The sequence below is a fragment of the Planktotalea sp. genome, from assembly GCF_018607995.1.
Lineage (GTDB): Bacteria > Pseudomonadota > Alphaproteobacteria > Rhodobacterales > Rhodobacteraceae > Planktotalea.
On the sequence record NZ_JABBAL010000030.1, the window covers coordinates 490,419 to 511,011 of the forward strand.

The 20,593-nt window shown below is 53.7% G+C and carries 21 protein-coding genes and 1 pseudogene; 11 read left to right on the top strand and 11 right to left on the bottom strand.

Annotation, left to right across the window (positions count from 1 at the left end; translation table 11 throughout):
- Window positions 1-209: 209 nt before the first annotated feature.
- Together QZ280_RS13720 and QZ280_RS13725 are read right to left on the bottom strand one after the other, a co-directional pair.
- On the bottom strand, window positions 210-914 hold the full coding sequence (locus tag QZ280_RS13720; RefSeq protein ID WP_365734752.1) for a DUF2339 domain-containing protein: 705 nt from the start codon (window positions 912-914) through the stop codon (window positions 210-212).
- Window positions 915-929: 15 nt separating this feature from the next.
- Window positions 930-1,346: pseudogene (locus tag QZ280_RS13725) on the bottom strand (YcjX family protein); the annotation flags it as partial.
- A gap of 111 nt (window positions 1,347-1,457) precedes the next feature.
- Between QZ280_RS13725 and truA the strand changes: the two are divergent.
- The gene (truA, locus tag QZ280_RS13730; RefSeq protein WP_293445120.1) at window positions 1,458-2,237 is read left to right on the top strand and encodes a tRNA pseudouridine(38-40) synthase TruA; all 780 of its coding nucleotides are present in this window, start codon (window positions 1,458-1,460) and stop codon (window positions 2,235-2,237) included.
- Window positions 2,238-2,315: 78 nt separating this feature from the next.
- Here truA and QZ280_RS13735 read toward each other — a convergent pair whose 3' ends face one another.
- The 4 genes from QZ280_RS13735 to QZ280_RS13750 all read right to left on the bottom strand — a co-directional run bounded on the left by QZ280_RS13735 (window position 2,316) and on the right by QZ280_RS13750 (window position 5,938).
- On the bottom strand, window positions 2,316-2,756 hold the full coding sequence (locus QZ280_RS13735) for a DUF3726 domain-containing protein (RefSeq protein WP_293445122.1): 441 nt from the start codon (window positions 2,754-2,756) through the stop codon (window positions 2,316-2,318).
- A 3-nt stretch (window positions 2,757-2,759) separates the two neighbouring features.
- The gene (locus tag QZ280_RS13740) at window positions 2,760-4,412 is read right to left on the bottom strand and encodes a hypothetical protein (protein WP_293445124.1); all 1,653 of its coding nucleotides are present in this window, start codon (window positions 4,410-4,412) and stop codon (window positions 2,760-2,762) included.
- Window positions 4,409-5,392, bottom strand: a complete 984-nt coding sequence (locus QZ280_RS13745; protein WP_293445126.1) for a membrane dipeptidase — start codon at window positions 5,390-5,392, stop codon at window positions 4,409-4,411. The genes QZ280_RS13740 and QZ280_RS13745 overlap by 4 nt, the downstream gene beginning before the upstream one ends.
- A 96-nt stretch (window positions 5,393-5,488) precedes the next feature.
- Entirely contained in the window at window positions 5,489-5,938 is a 450-nt protein-coding gene (locus QZ280_RS13750) for a nucleoside deaminase (RefSeq protein ID WP_293445128.1), read from the bottom strand.
- Window positions 5,939-5,991: 53 nt separating this feature from the next.
- On the opposite strand from QZ280_RS13750, the gene QZ280_RS13755 reads away from it, so the two are divergent.
- Entirely contained in the window at window positions 5,992-7,047 is a 1,056-nt protein-coding gene (locus tag QZ280_RS13755) for a pseudouridine synthase (protein ID WP_293445130.1), read from the top strand.
- Between the two features lie 162 nt (window positions 7,048-7,209).
- On the opposite strand, the gene QZ280_RS13760 is transcribed toward QZ280_RS13755, so the two are convergent.
- Both QZ280_RS13760 and QZ280_RS13765 read right to left on the bottom strand, forming a co-directional pair.
- The gene (locus QZ280_RS13760; protein WP_293445132.1) at window positions 7,210-8,301 is read right to left on the bottom strand and encodes a Gfo/Idh/MocA family oxidoreductase; all 1,092 of its coding nucleotides are present in this window, start codon (window positions 8,299-8,301) and stop codon (window positions 7,210-7,212) included.
- A gap of 14 nt (window positions 8,302-8,315) precedes the next feature.
- Window positions 8,316-9,017, bottom strand: coding sequence for a GntR family transcriptional regulator (locus tag QZ280_RS13765; protein ID WP_293445134.1), 702 nt, complete (start codon window positions 9,015-9,017; stop codon window positions 8,316-8,318).
- An 88-nt stretch (window positions 9,018-9,105) separates the two neighbouring features.
- On the opposite strand from QZ280_RS13765, the gene QZ280_RS13770 reads away from it, so the two are divergent.
- The 8 genes from QZ280_RS13770 (at window position 9,106) to QZ280_RS13805 (ending at window position 16,339) form a co-directional block, all read left to right on the top strand.
- Window positions 9,106-10,260, top strand: a complete 1,155-nt coding sequence (locus QZ280_RS13770) for an LLM class flavin-dependent oxidoreductase (protein WP_293445214.1) — start codon at window positions 9,106-9,108, stop codon at window positions 10,258-10,260.
- Complete coding sequence (locus QZ280_RS13775) at window positions 10,261-11,151, top strand: aldo/keto reductase (RefSeq protein WP_293445136.1); 891 nt, start codon at window positions 10,261-10,263, stop codon at window positions 11,149-11,151. It begins immediately after the preceding gene.
- An 8-nt stretch (window positions 11,152-11,159) separates the two neighbouring features.
- A complete protein-coding gene (locus tag QZ280_RS13780) occupies window positions 11,160-11,669 on the top strand; it encodes a flavin reductase family protein (RefSeq protein ID WP_293445138.1) in 510 nt (169 codons plus the stop codon).
- A gap of 52 nt (window positions 11,670-11,721) precedes the next feature.
- Window positions 11,722-12,312: a TRAP transporter small permease subunit gene (locus QZ280_RS13785; protein WP_293445140.1), complete on the top strand. Its 591-nt coding sequence runs from the start codon at window positions 11,722-11,724 to the stop codon at window positions 12,310-12,312.
- Window positions 12,313-13,788 (top strand): TRAP transporter large permease, encoded by a 1,476-nt coding sequence (locus tag QZ280_RS13790; protein WP_293445142.1) that lies wholly within the window; start codon window positions 12,313-12,315, stop codon window positions 13,786-13,788.
- Between the two features lie 28 nt (window positions 13,789-13,816).
- Window positions 13,817-14,884: a TRAP transporter substrate-binding protein DctP gene (gene dctP / locus QZ280_RS13795; protein ID WP_293445144.1), complete on the top strand. Its 1,068-nt coding sequence runs from the start codon at window positions 13,817-13,819 to the stop codon at window positions 14,882-14,884.
- A 400-nt stretch (window positions 14,885-15,284) separates the two neighbouring features.
- Complete coding sequence (locus QZ280_RS13800; protein ID WP_293445146.1) at window positions 15,285-15,605, top strand: hypothetical protein; 321 nt, start codon at window positions 15,285-15,287, stop codon at window positions 15,603-15,605.
- A 527-nt stretch (window positions 15,606-16,132) separates the two neighbouring features.
- On the top strand, window positions 16,133-16,339 hold the full coding sequence (locus QZ280_RS13805; RefSeq protein WP_293445148.1) for a hypothetical protein: 207 nt from the start codon (window positions 16,133-16,135) through the stop codon (window positions 16,337-16,339).
- A 308-nt stretch (window positions 16,340-16,647) separates the two neighbouring features.
- Here QZ280_RS13805 and QZ280_RS13810 read toward each other — a convergent pair whose 3' ends face one another.
- Complete coding sequence (locus QZ280_RS13810; RefSeq protein WP_293445150.1) at window positions 16,648-17,118, bottom strand: tetratricopeptide repeat protein; 471 nt, start codon at window positions 17,116-17,118, stop codon at window positions 16,648-16,650.
- Between the two features lie 15 nt (window positions 17,119-17,133).
- On the opposite strand from QZ280_RS13810, the gene QZ280_RS13815 reads away from it, so the two are divergent.
- Window positions 17,134-18,417, top strand: a complete 1,284-nt coding sequence (locus tag QZ280_RS13815) for a cytochrome c peroxidase (protein ID WP_293445152.1) — start codon at window positions 17,134-17,136, stop codon at window positions 18,415-18,417.
- An 81-nt stretch (window positions 18,418-18,498) separates the two neighbouring features.
- Here the strand turns inward: QZ280_RS13815 and ugpC are convergent, their stop codons facing one another.
- Window positions 18,499-19,557: a sn-glycerol-3-phosphate ABC transporter ATP-binding protein UgpC gene (gene ugpC, locus QZ280_RS13820; protein ID WP_293445154.1), complete on the bottom strand. Its 1,059-nt coding sequence runs from the start codon at window positions 19,555-19,557 to the stop codon at window positions 18,499-18,501.
- 4 nt (window positions 19,558-19,561) lie between these two features.
- Window positions 19,562-20,386 carry an IclR family transcriptional regulator gene (locus QZ280_RS13825; RefSeq protein ID WP_293445216.1) on the bottom strand — a complete coding sequence of 275 codons (825 nt, stop codon included), beginning with the start codon at window positions 20,384-20,386 and terminating at the stop codon, window positions 19,562-19,564.
- Window positions 20,387-20,593: the final 207 nt, after the last annotated feature.

Here is a 20,593-nt window from a genome sequence, read left to right on the forward strand (position 1 = left end):
AAAGCAGCAAGCCGAAGACAGTTGTGTTCGAGACTCAGTCCAAATTGCAGGCGTTTGGGTCGGATGCAAAGCAACCAGCTCTGCCCGTGAAGAAAAAACCGCCCCGCGCAAATTGCAGATGAACTCGCAACGGACCAAAGGCTCCGCAACGGGATCGCACTTTATCAAGTTGAAGTAGACGGCCCCACCTCATTTGCGTTTTCTTCTTGTTAGGAATCTTCAGGATTCCAACGTGCGCTCATCGCGCGATTAAGCCAAGCGAGCCCCGTTAGCGCCAATCCAAGGCCAAGGAAAGACGCGACGCGCACCAACCCGTTTAACCCACTCATGTCAATCAAGAAGACTTTGGCAATAGTCACCGCAATTCCCACCATTGCCAGTTTGCGCAACAAATCAGAGCGACGTGCGAAGGCGAACAACAACAAACCCACCGCTCCCAGCGTCATCGCAATCGTGTAGCTGTAAAGCTCGCCTTGACTTACAGCATTGCTGGCGATTGCATCCCCTTTCCAGAAGCGCCTGATTTCTATGGCCATATAGACAACACCCATGAGAGCACTGAGGCCCGCAAACGTTGCACGCAGGTATCTGTAGATATGATCAAGCTTCCATACCAGCACTGCAAGCACGCCCGCGGGCACCAAATAGGCAATCGCTATCGTGTCGAGCAACAAAGGCCCCGCAATGTCGCGCACGCCCCAGCTCGTAATTGGAGCCATGCCTACCAGCGCAATGAACAAAACACCAAAACCGAGCACGCCAAGCAAGCTCGCCAATGGCACGCGCACCCATGCAAAGCGCACCCCCTTGCGCCAGCGATACAGCTGCGCGCCCATCGAGATCAGCAAGATGGAGCCCGCAAGCGAGAGCCCCCAAAAACTGTCGATATCACTACGCAGCGCGAGATCTAGCAGCCATTCGCCGGGTTAGTCCACAATATCCAGATGCACAGTGCGCGGTCCTTGCAAACCACCCAACAACCCGTTGGGCTGCACTTTCAACTACACCCGTAGCTCTGAAATCGCACGTGTGCTGTCGGGCTAATGCGGCTTTTGCGCCGTGAGTGCGCCAAGATGCGCTTCATATTCAAAACGAGGGACAGTGTCGTCCGGCTGCGGCTGCAGGTAGGCCGCCACAATGCGCCCCTCTACCGCCGCACGAAGCTGCGCCATACGACCCTGGTCCAAAAGATTCGCCACCAAAGACGTGATAAACACAGTCTTGCCAGAGCGCGCCAAGCCGGTGACACCCAAACGGATCACAGGTTCGAACAACGCTTCGTTTACCGTGTCGCGCGCGCCCTCGATGGTGCGAATGATCCCGTCTGCACGGGTAGAAATGACCACTGGTGCTGCCTCGAAATTCATATCAATGCTTAAAGGATAAGGGCGCACCCTGCCCGTTACCAGAGGGGAAAAGCATTGCCGCAGGCCCCCTTGGGCGCTAAGAGCAACGCCATGCCCAGATATGCACTCAAAGTTGAATACCACGGCGCGCCCTTTGTTGGCTGGCAAAGGCAGAAGACGCACGTCAGCGTGCAGGGCCAGATCGAGGCGGCGCTGGCAAAACTCGAACCCGGCAGCCACACGATTGGCGCAGCGGGTCGCACAGATGCGGGGGTACATGCGTGGGGGCAAGTGGCGCATTGCGACTTGGCGAAAGACTGGGATCCGTTCAAGTTATCGGGGGCGATAAATTACCACCTTAAGCCTGACCCGATTTCAATTGTGGCTTGTGTAGAGGTCAACGATGACTGGCACGCTCGCTTTTCTGCGCTAGAGCGCCGCTATGAATTCCGCCTGTTGATGCGCCGCCCTCCTGCGACCCATGATGCGGGTCTCGTTTGGCAGGTCCCGCGCCTCTTGGACGTTGAGGCGATGCGAGAAGGCGCACAGCATTTGCTGGGCATGCACGATTTCACAACTTTTCGCTCCTCAATTTGCCAAGCTCAAAGCCCGCTTAAAACCCTCAACGAGCTCGAAGTCAGACAAATCGACGGCCCCTCAGGCCCCGAAGTCCGCTTCACTGTGCGCGCACGCTCGTTCTTACACAATCAAGTCCGTAGCTTTGTGGGCACCCTGGAAAGGGTTGGTTCAGGTGCTTGGACACCCGATGACGTAAAAACCGCACTAGAATCCCAAGACCGTCAAGCCTGCGGCCCGGTCAGCCCGCCCCATGGCCTCTACCTCGCAAATGTTACCTATCCCGAAGACGTCTTTAAAAGCGCCCCTGTTTAGACTTCTTTGGTTCCAAAACACCTCGATAAGTCCATCATTGATGAAAGGGGCAGCGCCCCAGCAACATCAAATTAAAAATCAGTCGTTGTCCGTCAATCCTGCACCCGCCCCCGCTAGACGCGATGCATCGCTCTCGGGCACCAAAGTCTTTGCAGCAAAATTAGAAAGTTGATCCCAAACCTGCTCATTCACCTCGAAAGGCCCACAGATTAAGGTATGCGCACACAGCGCGTCAAACAACACCTGCGGCACCTCACAGGCAAGCGTAGCATCGACACCAGCCGCTTTCAAATCTCGCCAAGCGAGCACCGCTAGCACCGCATGCCCGTCACAGACGGAGCCATTTACCAGCTGAGGCACATCAAACGGCTGTTTTAACAGATCATTAACGCAGTCCAACGCGCCCTGCGCGGCCAAAGCAGGCGCTGCGCGGCCAAGCTCTTCTGCGCAACCAATCGACATCCCTGTCCCCCGCGCGGCTTTAAGAACCATACCGGAGATTTCATTGGCAGAGCGCATCACTTACTCCCCGAAACACGGCAACCACCAATCATCAGCACGGTCTAATTCATCAAACAACGGTGCGCCTTGGCAGAGCGTGATGCGGGTCCAGCGATCGGATTTAGGATCAAACTTGGCCGCTCCAAAGAATGACAATTTGCACCGCAACATATCGATGGGCAAACAGCGCTCCGCAATCATATTGTCTCGTATTTCGCCATAAGGCGCGATAGCCAGGGTTTGCACGCGGCGGGTAGCAAAGCGCAGGTCGGGCCTTTCCATTAACAGCTCAGCGACAATCCCAACTTCGCTCTCCAAAGCCTGCGATAAACGCGCAACCTGGCGGGCTATATCAAGCGGGCTTTCCAAATCTGCGCCGTCTTCTTCATAGCGCATGCCAAGTCGGGGTTCTTGTTTTGCTTCTGAAACATACCAGAATTGCGCGGATTCCGCTGCGCTGTTGTAATCAAGATCACATGCCCATGCCCAATCGCGCGCAATAAGATCTCGCAGATCGGAGATCTGCATCGCAGGATCAAGCTCCGCCACATAAGGATTGGCCATGCAATCGGTCAAACCATCAATCAGAACGCCAAAAGGCTCCAACAAAAGCGCAATCAAGAGCTCCTGAGTGTCTTCAAACCAATGTTCGGACGAATTCAAAATCGCAGCGATTGGGTTGGCGGCAGACAGCGTCGACGATAGGAACGCTCGCACCTCTGGCCAGTCTTTACGGAGCTGTGTAATACGATCCGCAGCGATCTGGTCCGGCACAGTCCATTCAAGTAAATGTCGCCCCGCCCGTGCTGCGAGAGTTTGAATCTGCGCTTGTTCCGATGGGCTCAGGACAGGCAATGCCGCGATCCGCGCCAACCCGGTTTCGCGCACTTGCATCCAGCTATCCAACAGCCGCGGATGGCTTACCAAAAACGGTGCCATGCCAAGCCCCGTAGAATTTCCAATTCCAAGATGGCGTTTCAACTTCGAGTCAAGCGGTGCGCCACCCACATGTTCTGCCAGATCATGAGTAAAACCGCGAATAAGCCAAACCGTCAGCATTTCCGCCGCAAACGGCCCACCAAGACAGGGTCGCGCTGCGATGTGCGCACGATCTGCGATACCGAATTTGCCATTGCCATAAACCGCCGTTGTGCGCATCAAATAGCCCACATCACGCACCATTTTCTCATCCGGCTGCGTTCCAGCGCGTAGCGCATCTGTAACATGTTGGAACAAGCGCACTGATTTATTGGCCCGACTGAGCACCAGATCTTTCGACGTAAAGCGCGCTGCTTCCTGCTTGGGTGCTGATTTGACAATACGCGCGATTTCATCCGCATTCGGGATGCCATCATAAAGTACATAGGCCGAATCCCACGCGGTCGCGATAACGCGATCCGTACGCAGCTCTGGCGGTAAATCGGTTGAGATTGCGACAAGCGAATAATCATATCCCCCAAGGCGTACGGAATAGACCGCATGGCCAAACCCCTCCGCATTCATATGCCAAACGGGGCGCTGGACCTGCACAGTCTCGCGCGCAAGATCACGCAATAAAGTGCGCAAAAAAGAAAGCCGCGTCGGAAACATTGCTCCCATCCGGCGCAATCGCATCACCGTGCTTGGCGGGCGCAGTTCCGCTTGTGGGACAATGTCGTACTCAGGCGCGCTCACTTCACGGCACCGAAGGAGGCGTCATAGAAATCATACCAATTGCCACCCATGATCCCGTCCATCTCCATTTTGCTAAAGCCAACATCAAGCAAACCCTGGGATATTTTGCCAAAGTCGCGATTGTCATTGAACCAGTTCGGCATCGGCGGAAAGCCTGCGTCGTTCGCACTGCCTTCGCCGTAGTCAATCACCTTGCTCCAACGACCAACACGCATCCACTCAACAATGCTGTCGGGTTGATCCTGACACAGATCCGTGCCGATCCCGAGATGCTCTGCCCCATAGCGCGACGCGGCTTCTGCCACCATTTCGCAAAAGCTTTGTAAGGTACACGCGGACCCGTCTTTTAGGTGATGCGGATAGACTGAAAAGCCAAGTATACCGCCCCTGCCCGTCAACGCTTTGAGCACCTCATCGGATTTGTTGCGCAATGCGGGATGCCACCAATGGGGGTTCGCATGGGTGATTGCGATCGGTCTTCTGGAATGATCAATCGCCTCTAGAGTGGAGCGATCCGCAGAGTGGGACATATCCACGACCATGCCGACACGGTTCATCTCTTGCACAACCTGCTTGCCCATGCGCGTGAGGCCGGTGTCATCGTCCTCATAACAGCCCGTCGCCAGTAGGGATTGGTTGTTATACGTGAGCTGCATAAAGCGAACGCCAAGCTGATGGCAGATTTCGACAAGGCCTATATCGTCTTCAATCGGGCTAGGATTCTGGAAGCCAAAGAAGATCGCAGTGCGCCCCGTTTCCTGCGCCAATCGCACATCGGCAGCGCTGGTGCCTTTGAAAATGATCTCGGGGAACCGTTCAAACCAGCGGTTAAAACTTTCTAGGTTCAGCACCATTTCACGAAAGCTCTCGTGATAGGCTATGGTGACGTGAACCGCGTCCACTCCCCCCGCGCGCATTTGGTGGAAGATGGTTTCGGACCAGTTGGCGTATTGCAGATTATCGATCAATGGCGTTTTCATACCTAACGCTTAACCCAAAACATGGCTCTCGCAAGCGTAAAAAAACGACACTGCGGGGCGGGATCCAGTTTTTAAACGAAAAATCGCGCACCTTTCCTAATGACGTTTCCCTATAAAAAACGCGCGCAGCAACGCTCCGGATTCATCCGCTCCAATTCCATCATAGACCTCGGGACGATGATGCGATTGCGCGTGATCAAACACGCGCGCGCCCACAGTGACCCCACCTGATTTCGGATCGCTTGCCCCGTAATAAAGCCGCGCAATCCTTGCATGCGCAATCGCACCTGCACACATCGCACACGGCTCTAATGTCACGTATAAATCGCAATCAATAAGACGATCTTGCCCCAGCACCGCACAGGCCTCGCGGATCGCCAAAATCTCCGCATGCGCTGATGGATCACACCCCGTGCGCGTCGCATTGCGACCCCGACCGATGATCACCCCATCCTTAACGATAACAGCCCCCACAGGCACTTCACCTGCGGCTTCAGCCAAGCGCGCCTCGTACAGAGCCGCTTCCATAAAGGATGTGAATTGCATCAAACGCGCCCATCTCTCTTTCACTAAGCGTTCCAATACCCTAAAGCACCCTCATGAATACAGAAACACCCAAAGGCGATCGCATCGCAAAAGTCTTGGCCCGTGCAGGCGTTGCCTCACGCCGCGAAGCGGAACGCATGATCGAGGCGGGTCGCATCGCCGTGGATGGCAAGATCATCGACAGCCCCGCCCTCAATGTTTTGCCGAATGCGCGCATCTCTGTGGATGGCAAACCTATGGCCGCGCCTGAACCGCCACGCGTGTGGATGTATCACAAGCCGACGGGCCTTGTGACGACGGACAGCGATGAAAAAGGTCGCAAGACGATCTTTGATGATCTGCCTGAAGACATGCCGCGCGTAATGAGCGTTGGTCGGCTTGACCTTAATTCCGAGGGTCTTTTGCTGCTGACAAACGATGGCGGTCTCAAACGCAAGTTAGAGCTGCCCTCCACGGGCTGGCTGCGCAAATACCGTGTCCGCATTAATGGACGCCCGACGGAAGAGACATTTGAGCCTCTGCGCAAAGGACTCAACCTGCAGGGCGAGATCTTCCAACCCATGCTGGTCTCCATTGATCGCCAGCAAGGCGCGAACGCGTGGCTGACCGTGGGTATCCGCGAAGGTAAGAACCGTGAAATTCGCCGCGCGATGGAAGCGATCCAGCTCAACGTGAACCGTTTGATCCGCGTGAGCTACGGCCCTTTCCAATTGGGTAACCTAAAAATCAGTGCCGTCGAAGAATTGCGCCGAAAAACATTGAAAGACCAGCTTGGTCTTAGCGACGAAGATCTTGAAGCGCCGGGTGCAAAGCCAAGGCCTGCTCAAAAAGGTCGCCCAAACGTCACACGCGGCAAGCGTCCGCCTTTAAACAAAGGTCCGATGCGCAGCAGAGATGAGTTTGCGACAAGCGATCCGATGGCGCGTGACAAACCGGTTGGTAAATCGGGCAAAACCTTGGCGGACAAAGCCGCTGGGCAGGCCACTGGCAGACCTAGCGGTAAGTCGAGCGACAAGCCATCCGGCAAAGGCTTTGGCAAACCGCTTGATCGCAAAAGCGGCAAACCTTCGAGTCGTTCAAATGGTAAACCATCAGGGCCACGTCGCTAAAAATCTGGAATTCACCCTTTCCTATTTTCAGTGCTCTCCGCTATAGGAGGCACAAAACAGACCAACTCGGCCAATACCTACGTTTGCTGCGGTTTCGGCACAAGATGTAGTAGCGTGACGGATTTGCATCAAAACTTGTGTTTCAAGTCGAAAAAGGCTTGTTTACAGAACAACTGCCTCTCCCAAAATCGCTGATTGCTGCGCGGCTTGGCCTATTCTAACGGCCCAAGCACCATCCTCTAGCGTGACATCAATCGAGCCTTTACCGCGTACGGCCCCAACGAAACGTTGATGCTGATAAAAGGTTGAGCCATTGTGATCTCCTGCTGAAAGCAAAGCCGGATCGACTGGGATCTCATGCTCCACGGGACCCATAGGAGAACGCGGACTTTCCACAAGACGAGCGATTGGCGGCGCGCCCAAATGCTCTGGCCAAAAACGCCCAGGCCCCGGAACAAAGACTTCAATTTTTCCGTCTGGCCCAACGGCACATATCTCTTCTTGATAGCGGGCACCTTCCGCAAACATGCAAAGCTCAAGCATTGCGCGCGCACCATCTGCAAAATCAACAATTACATAACCGCTGTCCCAAATGTCAGGCACTTTACCATTATAGCGCTCTTCAAGGTGGTTCACCGCCTGCCCCGCACTGGCCATCACACGCACCGGGTCACTGCCAAGCGCAAGGCGCATCAGATCAAAGAAGTGGCAACACTTCTCCACCAAAGTGCCGCCGGTGTTTTGATTGAAGCGGTTCCAATCACCAACCTTTGGCAAAAACGGAAAACGATGCTCACGGATTGTTAGCATTTTTACCCCCCCCGTCGCACCTTTGAGCTTTTCCAACAAAGCAGCGATCGGCGGCATGTAGCGATATTCCATCGCCACCCAGATCAATGCTTCGTGTGATTGCCTCAGCGCATCGATCCGCTTCGCATCTTCTGGATCCGTAAAAAGCGGCTTTTCCACAAGGATCGCTATATCAGGACGCGCCGCGCTGATCGCTTCGAGCTGGGCCGCGTGACAATGATTGGGCGACACGATCAGGATCGCATCGAGATTGGGGAAGCCGATCAACTCCGCTTCGCTCGCCACAAAGACCGCATCCGGCGCAAGCGCTTTTGCAGCAGCAGCCATACCCACATCCGGCTCATAGATCGCGCCGACTTTTGCATCGTCCAACAGCGCGATATTGCGAATGTGCTCGCCGCCCATCATGCCGCAACCAAGAATTCCGTATGTAAAAGTCCCCATGGGCCACCCTCCTCCTACTTGATACGCGCGACGTAGCGCGCTAAATTTGTGTCGATCCAATTTCGCGAAACTTCCGCGCGCGCGCCATCCTGAGCCGAGCTAATCCGCTCGGCGAACGCGAGGGGCGTTCCTGCTTTGGGACCAAACTCTTGCGGGCCCCAATCAGGACAGGGCGCGATACTCAGGTGATCCTCGGCGCGGGTTATCCACAGCCCCAAGGCTTCGCGGTAAAAAAGATAAAGCGAGTCGGGCAAGTCTTGCGCGCTCAAAGTGTCGATGAATGACCCATCCAGCCATATTTCCTCAAGCACACAGGGCACGCCCGAAAGACTACGCAAACGGCGAATCCTAAAGGCCTCTTCACTTGCACCGAATTCGGGAAGGTCATCGGGTTTTGTCAAACGATCGACAGACAACAAACGCGCTGTGGGCAAGCCACCACCCTGCAACAACTCGACCCGAAAAAAGGCGTAAACACTATCCACGTCGGGCTGCGCTTGAATGTAATTTCCCGACCCTTGAACGCGCTTTAAGAGTTTCTTTTCTTCGATTATTACCAATGATTTACGAAGTGTTGTTACCGTAGTACTTAAACGCGATGCAAGCTCACGCTCGGGCGGCAAGCATTCGCCATCTAGATATCGCCCAGCCGCAATGTCACGGATCAAAAGCTCTGCAATTTGAACATAAAGGGGAAGAGATTTCTGGATGACCACCGAGCGCATTCCAATAATTGATATACCATTGATTTACACGATCGCTGATGGTACGCAAGACAAAATTACGCATGCGAAAGGCCCCTTAATGTCGGTGGTTCCAATCACATCTCAAGACCTCGATGGCGCAGAAATTTCGTGGTTCTCCGCGCTCTGCTCAGATGACTATCAGTTCCTTGGCGTGCCCGATGGCGCGCTGCGGTCTAGCTGGGATCATTGCTCAAGCATCGTGAAAGAGGCTGAAGCGCAGGGCTTTGGAAACATCCTGTGCCCGTCCTCTTATCAAGTGGGTCAAGACACGCTGAGCTTCGTTGCCGGCTGCGCGCCGATCACGGAAAAGATCAACATGCTGGCGGCTGTACGCTGTGGTGAAATGCAACCCATCATGCTTGCGCGAACAATCTCGACGCTGGATCACATGTTGAAAGGGCGTTTGACGGTCAACATTATCTCGTCCGATTTTCCAGGTGAAAAAGCCGATAGCGCGTTCCGCTATCAACGCTCCCGCGAGGTTGTGGAGATCCTGAAACAGTCTTGGACGCAGGATGAAATAAACCACTCTGGTGAGGTTTATAACTTCGAAGCGGTTTCAACTGATCCTGCACGCCCCTATCAAACGGGTGGTCCGCTGCTTTACTTCGGTGGCTACTCCCCCTCTGCACTAGAGCTATGCGGTGAACACTGTGACGTTTACCTGATGTGGCCAGAGCCGAAAGATCAGCTGGCAGAGCGCATGAAGGCGGTTCACAAGGTTTCGGAAACCTACAACCGGACGCTTGATTATGGCCTTCGTGTGCACATGATTGTGCGCGACACCGAGGCCGAGGCGCGTGAATACGCCGAGTATATCGTGTCCAAGCTGGATAATGATCACGGTAAAACCATCCGTGATCGTGCCCTCGACAGCACATCGCTCGGGGTTAGCCATCAGGCCAAAAACCGTGATCTTGCAGATATGGAAGGCTTTATAGAGCCACATCTTTGGACCGGTGTTGGGCGCGCGCGCTCTGGCTGCGGGGCCGCGTTGGTCGGAAGCGCAGATCAAGTCCTGAGCGAGATTGAGGCCTATCAAAAGATGGGCATTCGTGCTTTCATCTTTTCAGGCTACCCGCATATTGACGAGTGCAAGCACTTCGGAAATTTGGTGCTGCCCCACTTGAAAACCTGCTCACTGCCCCACGTCTACGGCCGGGTGCCAGACAGCACACCTTTGACCCCTCTTGGCGCAGGAGAAAGACGCTAAATGGAACGCATTTCACTAAATTCCGACGTGAGCTTGAGCCGATTGATTTACGGCATGTGGCGCATTGGCGATGACTCCGACACCAGCACAAGTCACGTGCAGGCCAAGATCGAAAGCTGCCTGTCGCAGGGCATCACAACAATGGACCAAGCCGATATCTATGGCGGTTATGAGGCCGAGGAAATCCTTGGCAACGCTTTGCAAGGCACCAATCTGCGCGAGAAGATCGAGATCGTGACGAAATGCGATATCCTGGCACCCGTGGGTCGCTACTCAGACGCAAAGGTCAAATACTACGATACATCGCGCGCCCATTTGTTGGCATCGGTCGAGCATTCTTTGCGTTTGATGGGCACGGATTACGTTGATCTTTTGCTGATCCATCGCCCCGATCCAATGATGGACGCCGAAGAGACCGGTGCCGCATTGGATGAGGTTGTCGCCTCTGGCAAAGCAAAATCAATTGGCGTTTCAAACTTCAAACTGCATGACTGGACGCTTTTACAAAGTGCGATGTCCTCGCCGCTTGTGACCAATCAGATCGAACTGTCCCTGCTTGCACATGAGGTATTCACCAATGGTGACTTAGCCTACTTGCAAGAACGCAAGGTTGCGCCAATGGCCTGGTCTCCCTTAGGTGGGGGTTCTCTTTTCTCACAAGATAACAAAGTACTGCTGGACGCATTGAAGGAGATAGGTGAATCAAGTGGCGTCGATGAAACCGCCGTCGCCGTCGCATGGCTGCTCGCGCACCCTGCAAAGATTATGCCTGTGATGGGGACCAATTCACTCGCACGGATAAGTAAGATCAGTGACGCTCTTAAAGTCACAATGGACCGCGAAACATGGTTCGAACTTTACTCCATTGCGCTCGGGTCCGAAGTGCCATGAGCCGCAATATGCCTACCCTTCCGCTGCCTGACAGCTTTGAACCGAACGACGACACCAAGCTTGCGTACCGCGATGCTTTGGGGCGTTTCGCAACGGGGATTGCGGTGATCACATGCGACAGCGACAGGGGGCCGTTGGGCATCACTGCGAACAGTTTTTCGTCTGTTTCGCTTGATCCGCCGCTTGTACTTTGGTCTCCAGCGAAAGCGTCAAAACGCTACGAAGCTTTTGTGAATGCTCAAAACTTCGCCATTCACATCATGTCGGCGGACCAGGCGCAAATATGTGGCGGCTTCGCGCATAATGGACATGCTTTCGATGGTTATGACTGGCATGCTTGCCCACAGGGCGTACCCTTGATCGCACATTGCTTGTCGCGCTTTGAATGCACGCAATTCGCCATTCATGACGCTGGGGATCATTCAATAATCGTTGGGCGCGTGACTCGTGTAAGCACACAAGACGCGAATCCGTTAATGTTCTATTCTGGAAAGTACCGGAGCTTAAATGATACTTAAGACCAGCGATATAGGCGCATTAAGATAAGTCATCCTTGGGAGGGGAGCGACCATGGGACTACTCAAAGGGCTTTTGATGCCCTTCCAAGTCTTCAACGATTTGGTCCTGCCATTAGGGCGCGGCCTTGCCGTGGTCTGCATCGGGCTGATGGTGGTATGTATTCTGATCCAAGTCTTCTTTCGCTACGTTTTGAACAACGCTTTGCCTTGGCCTGATGAAGCCGCGCGCTTTCTGATGCTTTGGATGACGGGTTTTATTGCCCCATCTGCCTATCGCATCGGTGGTTTCGTCGCGATTGACATGTTCGAGCGCGCCTTGCCGCGCGCCCTAGCCGCAATCGTGTCTCTGTTCTTGCTGAGCGTGTCCCTCTTGGTGCTCGTCACTGCCGTGCAGCTTGGCATGGATCACTCAGGCGGGATGGCGTGGAACTTCAAGTCAGCAACCCTTTGGGTGCCACTCGATTGGGTGGGCGGCAAGAGTTTCAAGCTCGCGCTTGCCTGGATGTACATGTCGCTGCTTGTTGGTTTCATTCTGCTCACAATCGTTAGCATCGAGCTGATCCTGCGTTCCCTCATCACTTTAGCGGGCGGCGGTAGCACGTTGAAACCGCTCTCTGATGAAGAATTTGTGGGGGCTGAATAAGTGTTAATTTGGTTCCTCCCCGTATTCCTTTTCCTGTTGATGATAGGTCTCCCCGTCTTCTTCGGCTTGCTCGCTGCACCGGGTATTTTGCTCTACCTTAACGGGCAAGAACGAGACATCGCCCTGCTCTATCGCAACGTCTATAATGGCATGGACAGCTTCCCTTTAATGGCCATTCCTTTCTTCATGCTCGCGGGCGAGCTGATGAACCGCGGTGGCATCACAGAACGCCTAGTCGAGTTCTCTCAAGCCTTGATGGGCCATTTACGGGGCGGTCTTGCGCAAGTGAACGTGCTGTCCTCAATGCTTTTTGCAGGTCTATCCGGCTCGGCCGTTGCGGACACATCCGCGCTTGGTTCCATGCTCGTTCCCGCGATGGAGAAAGAGGGCTACACCCGCAAATACGCCGCTGCGATTACTGCAGCGTCCTCGGTCATTGGGCCGATCATCCCACCGTCGGGCATCATGATCATCTACGCATACGTCATGGGCGAAAGCGTCGCAGCCTTGTTCCTTGCGGGCATCGTTCCGGGTATTTTGGTTGGTCTGGGCCTTATGGTTATGGTGCGCTTGACAGCGGACAAGTATGACCTGCCAGCCGCCAAACGTGTTGTACTCCAAGGTACGACGATGGGAGCAACCGAATGGTGGGTGTCCTTCATCCTTGTACGTCTCAACATCGGTCTTATCATCTGGTCCTTTGTGCCGCTTGGCGACGAGGCAAGCGCGACAGCGAACTGGCTCAGCCTTGGGGGCGCACTGCTCGCAGCACATGGTATCTTCCTTGGCATTCGCCAATTGGTCGGGCATGATTTCCGCATGGTTTGCAAACGCGCGATGGTGCCTTTGCAAACGCCAATCCTGATCCTTGGCGGCATCCTTTTGGGTATCTTCACACCTACAGAAGCCGCTGCAATCGCCGTTTTCTATGCGACGCTCGTTGGTTTCTTCATCCTGCGCACACTCAAGATAAAAGACATGCCGTTAATCTTGATGAAAGCAGCGAGCACATCTGCGGTCGTTTTGTTGCTGGTCGGCGCAGCCATGGCGTTCAAAACCGTTGTCAGTCTTTCCCATGCGCCAGAGCAACTGGCCGCGATCATCCTTGGCCTGTCAGACAATCCTTTGATCCTGCTGCTGCTAATCAACCTTTTGCTCTTCATCGTGGGTATGTTCCTAGACGCAGGCCCGGCGATCATCATCCTTGGTCCTATTTTGGGACCAATCTTTGTGGACCTCGGCGTGCACCCAGTGCATTTCGCGATCATCATGAGCGTGAACCTCACCGTTGGCCTTGCAACGCCGCCCATGGGCCTTGTGCTGTTCGTCGCCAGCTCGGTCTCGGGCGAGCGGGTCGAAGCCATCGCGCGCGCAATTATTCCATTCCTTTTGGTCGAAATATTTGTAATCTTTTTGATTACATACGTTCCGGCCATTTCGATGACGATCCCCCGCCTTACGGGTTTCGTGAACTAACTAAAAAACCAAATTGGGAGAACCAAAAATGCTAAAAAGCTTAACCAAAACACTGCTTGCTGCGAGCTTCCTCGCAACAACGGGCTTCGCGGCCTACGCAGACGGCCACGCGCAATACAAAATCCGCGCGACGGCGAACTCGAATGAAAACGACGAAGACTATGACGGTCTGGTTGTCTTCAAAAACTACGTCGAAGCGGCCTCCAACGGCGCAGTCGAAGTTGAACTCTTCATCGGCACGCAGCTGTGCTCCAAAGGCGCTGAGTGTTTGCAGGGTGTCGCCGATGGCTCCATCGACGTCTACATCTCCACATCCGGCGGCGCGGCTGGCCTGTTCCCATATGTTCAGGTCCTCGACTTGCCATACCTGATGGCGGACGACCGCGTGGCAGAAGCTGTGCTTGAGGGTGACTTCACTCGCAAAATGCGCGAAATGGCGCTGGCAACATCCGGCGACAAGATCCGCTTGATGACCATCGGTAACACAGGCGGCTGGCGCAACTTCGCGAACACAAAGCGTCGCGTACAGAACCCGTCCGACATGGAAGGCCTGAAAATTCGCACAGTTGTTGCTGATCTTCCACAAGAGCTCGTGCGCGCACTCGGTGCCTCTCCGACGCCGATCCCATGGCCAGAGCTGTTCACATCGTTCCAAACGGGCGTTGTTGAGGGTTCCAAGAATGGTATCACAGACATTATGGGCATGAAATTCCCAGATGCGGGTTTGCAGTACGTCACGCTCGACGGCCACGCCTACATGGGCGCGCTCTGGTGGATGAGCAACGACAGCTTCATGGCGATGCCAGAAGATGTGCGCCAAGTGGTTGTGGATGGTTTCTCCCAGCTACAGCAGGCGACGTTTGCGTCCCCCAAGCGTAAGTCGATCCAAGCCTACGCGGACTTCGTCGCAGGCGGCGGTGACCTTTATGTGCCAACACCTGCGGAGAAAGCGTCTTTCAAAGAAGCGGCTGCGCCTGTGTATGGTTGGTTCAAAGGCAATGTTGATGGCGGTGAAGAGATCTTCAACGCACTGACATCCGCAGTTGCTGAGGCTGAGGCCGATATCAATGCGGGCCGTATGGCTGATATTAAGTAAGACGGGTTGCTTTGCTGGTCTTCTGATTGAAGGCTATTGAAGTTTGGGGAAGCGTCGCTTGAAAAGGCGGCGCTTCTTTTATTTCTCAAAGTGCAACCTATGCGCGATTACTAGCCCTGGCAACAAACTGCGAACATCGTGTAACGGGCGTTATGTTGTTCAGCTAGGGGTTGAAAACTTAGAAAAGTTCAGTTTTTTTATGCTGCAAAAAGATTCGTGCATTGTCCGTCATTACTGACAAAAGAATTTCTATTTTGTTTCGCTGTATAAAAGCTTCGTTCTTGCAACTCACCTTGAGCTTGAGCTTACTAGCCACCACAGCATCAGGCCAAACGCAACCATTTGGGAACGTCTTCTTCGGCTTCGATTTCATTTTGCACCCCATCGCTATGAAGTGGTTATGTGGGGGGGGGCTCCAGATCAAGATTTACACCAAATAAACCCACTAATTGAAGCGTTCCCCAAAGACGCTGAACAAGCAGGAGTTCAGAGCGCAAACGGCGCTATGTTGAATAGGTTAGAACGACAAGCAAGTTTGTCCGAAATTCTCAATGCGAAGATTTCTAAGCAACAGGAGCAAATATTGGGCACTGCGGCGCTTCCCTTGAACATCGACTGGTTAACACCAGAATATCTGACCAATGATGATGGAAGCGCTTATCCTCCTGAACAGAAAGTGGTACGAGAAGCATTTTTTAAAACCGTTGAAAAGCTTCAATGACAAAATTGATATCTATAGATAGTTCAAATCCAGACTGGCCTGAAGCAGCTTTTAGTTATTTTGCCAAATCTATACCCTACGACAACGAGCGCGAAGGATGGCAACATAGTTCTTTGAGCGCGTATCAAATGGGATGTAACGCCCTCGTAAAGCCTGGATACACGCTCGCGACAAATTGGGGAGCGATCCCGCTCGATGTGTCCCATACCCCTTCTCCCGCGCCCCGTTGGGATGACGTAAGTGTAGCCGTCATTAAACTCGCAAATCAGCGTCATGAACTTTCGTACCGACGTGCAGATGGTAGCCCGCAACTATTCGTCAAGCGTGCTCGCGCAATGACACAATACATCGCTGCAGGTGGGTAGTTACCTCCAGAAGCGAATATAGAATATTCTGACAAGCTTGGCTGTGCGCATGCAAGTGAAGAAGTCCTAGGTATTCTTCGCGTATTAGGTTTACTGAAACAGGATACTTGGACTGAACGAGCCGAGCATGTATTTTGGAGAATACAGCCTAAACCTTGGGAAATGAGTATCACTACTGATCAGCATTTTGCCGATGCTTTTGAAGCGGTATGCGAAACGATCCCTGCCAACATAAAAGAAGAGATCTCCCGCCTCACTGAGATAACTCAGTTGGATATTGATACGAGCATCTCAAATGCGGATTTGGCGCGTTTTGAAATGCAAAAGAAGTTTGGCACAAGTGCAAAGCTTGTGTTTACCACTTTGTGAAGAACAAGCTCGGAATCGTCTTGCTTCTTCGAGAGGACATGAAATCGATTGGATATTTTTTCGAAACTGGCGCTTAGCTGATGGATGGCTGAACTCGGATCAGATCGGCGGTACATTGGATATTTTCCATGATCTTCTTGCGAAGGAAATGAGCCGTCGAACCGTATCAAACCTTTTTCCAAACGCTCAAATTTCAAATGAGTGAGTTGGCGGCAAGGACGAGTTTTCACTGATAAGGCGTGTTATGTAACATTGCACGTCCAGCACACCAAGCCCCTTCCCCCTCAAACAAAACACCACTACCCTCCCTACCGAAACGGATACATCCAGACACGATAGTCATCGATCAGCACATGGGCCTTATCAATTTGTTCTTGCGTCATTTTCTTCACAACCTCTTCCTGCGAGATCGCAGCATCGGGATCGCCGCCAATCGCGCTCAAAACATACCACAGATACGCGCGCGTGAGATCGGGCGCGGGCATGCCAAGACCAACCTCATAGTACCAGCCCACCCCACTCTGCGCGCCCGGATGCCCTTTCATGGCAGAGCGCAGATACCACTCAAACGCGCGCTCATAGTCCTGCGCCACCCCAAGGCCGAGCGCATACATCACGCCGATCAACTCCTCCGCATCCGCATTGCCAGAGCGGGCGGCAGGCCAGAACGCCTCGCGCGCCTCCTCAAAGCGACCCTGCTCCATCAGATCGCGCCCTTCTTCAATCTCGCCCAGCGCGGGGCTCGCCAGAAACGCCAATATCGTCAGTATCTTGCGCATGCCACGCTCCTTGCTGTGTTACCCACGGTGGGGGTCGCGAATGATCTGCCTGCGCCTTTGACGCGGGATCAGTTTCACCCCAGTGATCCGCAAAAGGCAAGGATTGGGCAACTGTTATTCTATGACAAAATCCTGAGCGGCAATCGCAATATTTCCTGTGGCACTTGCCATCATCATGATCTTGGCGGAACCGATGGTTTGAGCCTTGGGATTGGAGAGGGCGGCGTTGGCCTTGGCCCCAAACGTAACGCTGGCACGGGGGAGAGCAAAATCCGCAAACGCATCCCGCGCAACGCCCCTGCCCTTTGGAACATCGGTCACAAGAGCATTCGCAACATTTTCCATGATGGGCGGTTGTCGGTTTCGGGTCTTTACGGCAACGGCTTCAACTCCCCCGCAGAGGAATGGCTGCCCCAAGGCCTCGACAACATCACCGCCGCGCAGGCCTTATTCCCTTTGACCGCGCAATTCGAAATGGCTGGAAATCCGAAAGAGAATGAGATCGCAGGTGCGGTGCATGACCGCATAGATGCCGCATGGCCGATCATCGCCAAACGCGTGCGCGCAATCCCTGAATATGCGGACATGTTTGCAACGGCATTTAACGAGATCAATGATCCGCAAGACCTCACCATCGTGCAAATCGGCAATGCCCTCGGCGCTTTCATCAATTCCGAGTGGCAAAGCCATGACAGCCCGTTCGACACCTACCTCACCAAGCAAACCCTACTTCCCGAACCGACCCAGCGCGGCAAAGACCTTTTCTATGGCAAAGCAAACTGCGCCTCCTGCCACTCTGGCCCACTGTTCACCGATCAAAAATTCCACGCGCTTGGCCTGCCCGCCTTTGGCCCGGGCCGCACACGCCGCTTCGATCCAATGCCTCGCGACGTAGGCCGCATGGGCGAAAGCGACGCTTTAAAGGACGCGTACCGCTTCAGAACGCCCCCGCTTAGAAACATCGCCCTCACCGCGCCATATGGACACAACGGCGCTTTCCCAACGCTGGAAAGCATGATCCAACATCACAGCAATCCGAAAACTTCGCGCGACATCTGGACTCTTGATATGGCGAACCTCCCCGATGCCCCTTGGCTGCAAGTAATTGATTTCACGATCCAATCCGATATACGCGAAATGGCACGCCAAAGCCGGGCACTCGACATCACGCCAATTACACTGACACCAACAGACATTACTGATCTGAAAAGCTTCCTGCTCAGCCTCACCGGCGCATCAGGAAACAATCGCCCTCTCGGCCGACCCTCAACAGTCCCCAGCGGCCTGCCCGTCGACTAAGCTTCATTTTTCCAAATAAACTTTGGGGAGCGCGAGGGGCTAACCCCTCGCCCGGTCGGATCGAGCAAGCGATCCGAAACATCAACGAATACGCATCTCGCTCGCCGCATCAAAAACATACGACCGGCTATCTTCAAAACTCAAACCAACCACATCACCTTCGCGCGAACGCTCATCACCGCGCTCTTCGACGATCATGCGCTCACCGGTTTCCCCAACCAAATAAGCAAAAGAAATCCCGCCAAGGCTTTCGGTCATTTCAACTTTATGCGTGCTCCCTGCAGGATCAATCGTGATGTGCTCAGGGCGAAGACCAAAACTGACCTCGCTGCCTACAGCTCCACCAACACCAGTCGCGACGTCACGCTGCAAAGCGGGCACTTGCACAGAGCCGTTCTCCCCGATCACACCTTCCATGAAGTTCATCGCAGGCGAGCCGATAAAACCAGCTACAAATTTATTGTCGGGATCACGGTAAAGCTCCATCGGACTACCAACCTGTTCGATCACACCCAAACGTAATACAACTATCTTATCGGCCAAGGTCATCGCTTCGACTTGATCGTGCGTGACATAAATCATTGTCGCGCCGATTTCCTTGTGCAGGCGCGCAATCTCTACACGCATTTCTACACGCAGCTCAGCATCCAAATTGGACAAAGGTTCATCAAACAAGAACACCTCAGGCCCGCGCACAATCGCACGACCAATAGAAACACGCTGACGCTGACCACCAGAGAGCGCCGCAGGCTTACGCTCAAGATATTCATCCAGCTTCAGAATACGGCTCGCCTCTGCGACTTTCTCTTTGATCTCGGCTTTCGGATGTCCGTTCATCTTCAAGCCAAAGCCCATGTTATCGCGCACGGTCATATGTGGATACAAAGCATAGGTTTGGAACACCATCGCAACACCACGCTCTGACGGGTCTACGCGGGTAACATCACGCGTGCCGATATGAACCTGACCACCCGTTGTTTCCTCTAAGCCTGCAACCATGCGCAGCAATGTCGACTTACCGCAACCAGAGGGACCAACAAACACGCAAAACTCACCATCATTAATCTCAAGATCAATCCCATGGATTACCTGAACGTCACCATATTTCTTAATGACCTTGTTGAGCGTCACACCAGACATAAGCCTACCCCTTTGCCGTCTCTATGGATTGAAATTTCGATTGATCAGGAAAGCGCCAGCTTTCCGCTTCATTTGCAATGGCGGTTACAGCCACTTGAATACGTGGCACCAAAGCCTCTAGCGCCGCCAAATTAGTGCGCTGCGTGGAACTCGTCACAGACAAAGCGCCTAAAACACGGCCCCGCGCCGTCAAGATTGGCAGAGCCACACAGATGATATCCGGCTCATGCTCTTCGCGATCAAAACCGTATCCGTTAGAGCGGATATCAATCAGCTCCGCTCTTAACGCGGCTTCGTCTGAAAGCGTGTTTTCTGTGAAGACATGAAAACTTTGCTGACCAATGACCTCAGCCAAATGCAACGCTTCAAGGTAGGCCATCATCGCTTTGCCAACGCCCGTACAATAGGCGGGGCCAACTTTGCCGGCTTGCGAAAACATCTCGATCGGCTTTCCGGGGTCAATCTTGTCCACGTAGAGGACCTGCGCATGATCCAACTGCGCAAGATGCACGGTTTCGCCAACATCGCCCGCAAGTTTTTCGATATGCGGATGCGCGACTGGTGCCAATGAGGATTGCTGCCAAGCGGAGTGCGCCAGTCGTACAAGCCGAATCCCCAGAGCATAAGTTTGGCGATCGGGATCGTAACTCAGCATCCCCTGAGAGGTGAGCGTTTGAATAAATCGATATACCGTGGCCTTAGGGAATTCGGCGACATCGAGCACATCAGAAAAACGCACAGGTCGACCGAAGGAGGCGACAAGATCCAATATCTCCAACGCCTTACCAACTGTTCCGTCACTTTTTCTCTTGTCCAAAGACACCACCATTTCCTCTCTGCCACCCCCGCGCGCTTGCGTCAAAATTGCTGCACTGCCGCATATGTTGGCTGTTGACAAGCCTAGCCCGTGCGCGATTTAGTATCAATATCCAAAACCAAGTTTCAAATAATGGAACCAAAGTTTGGAAAAGAAAGACCGAGGGGGTGACGCGATATCGCGCGCCCTTTTCGACATACGAATGCATCTAGGGAGGAC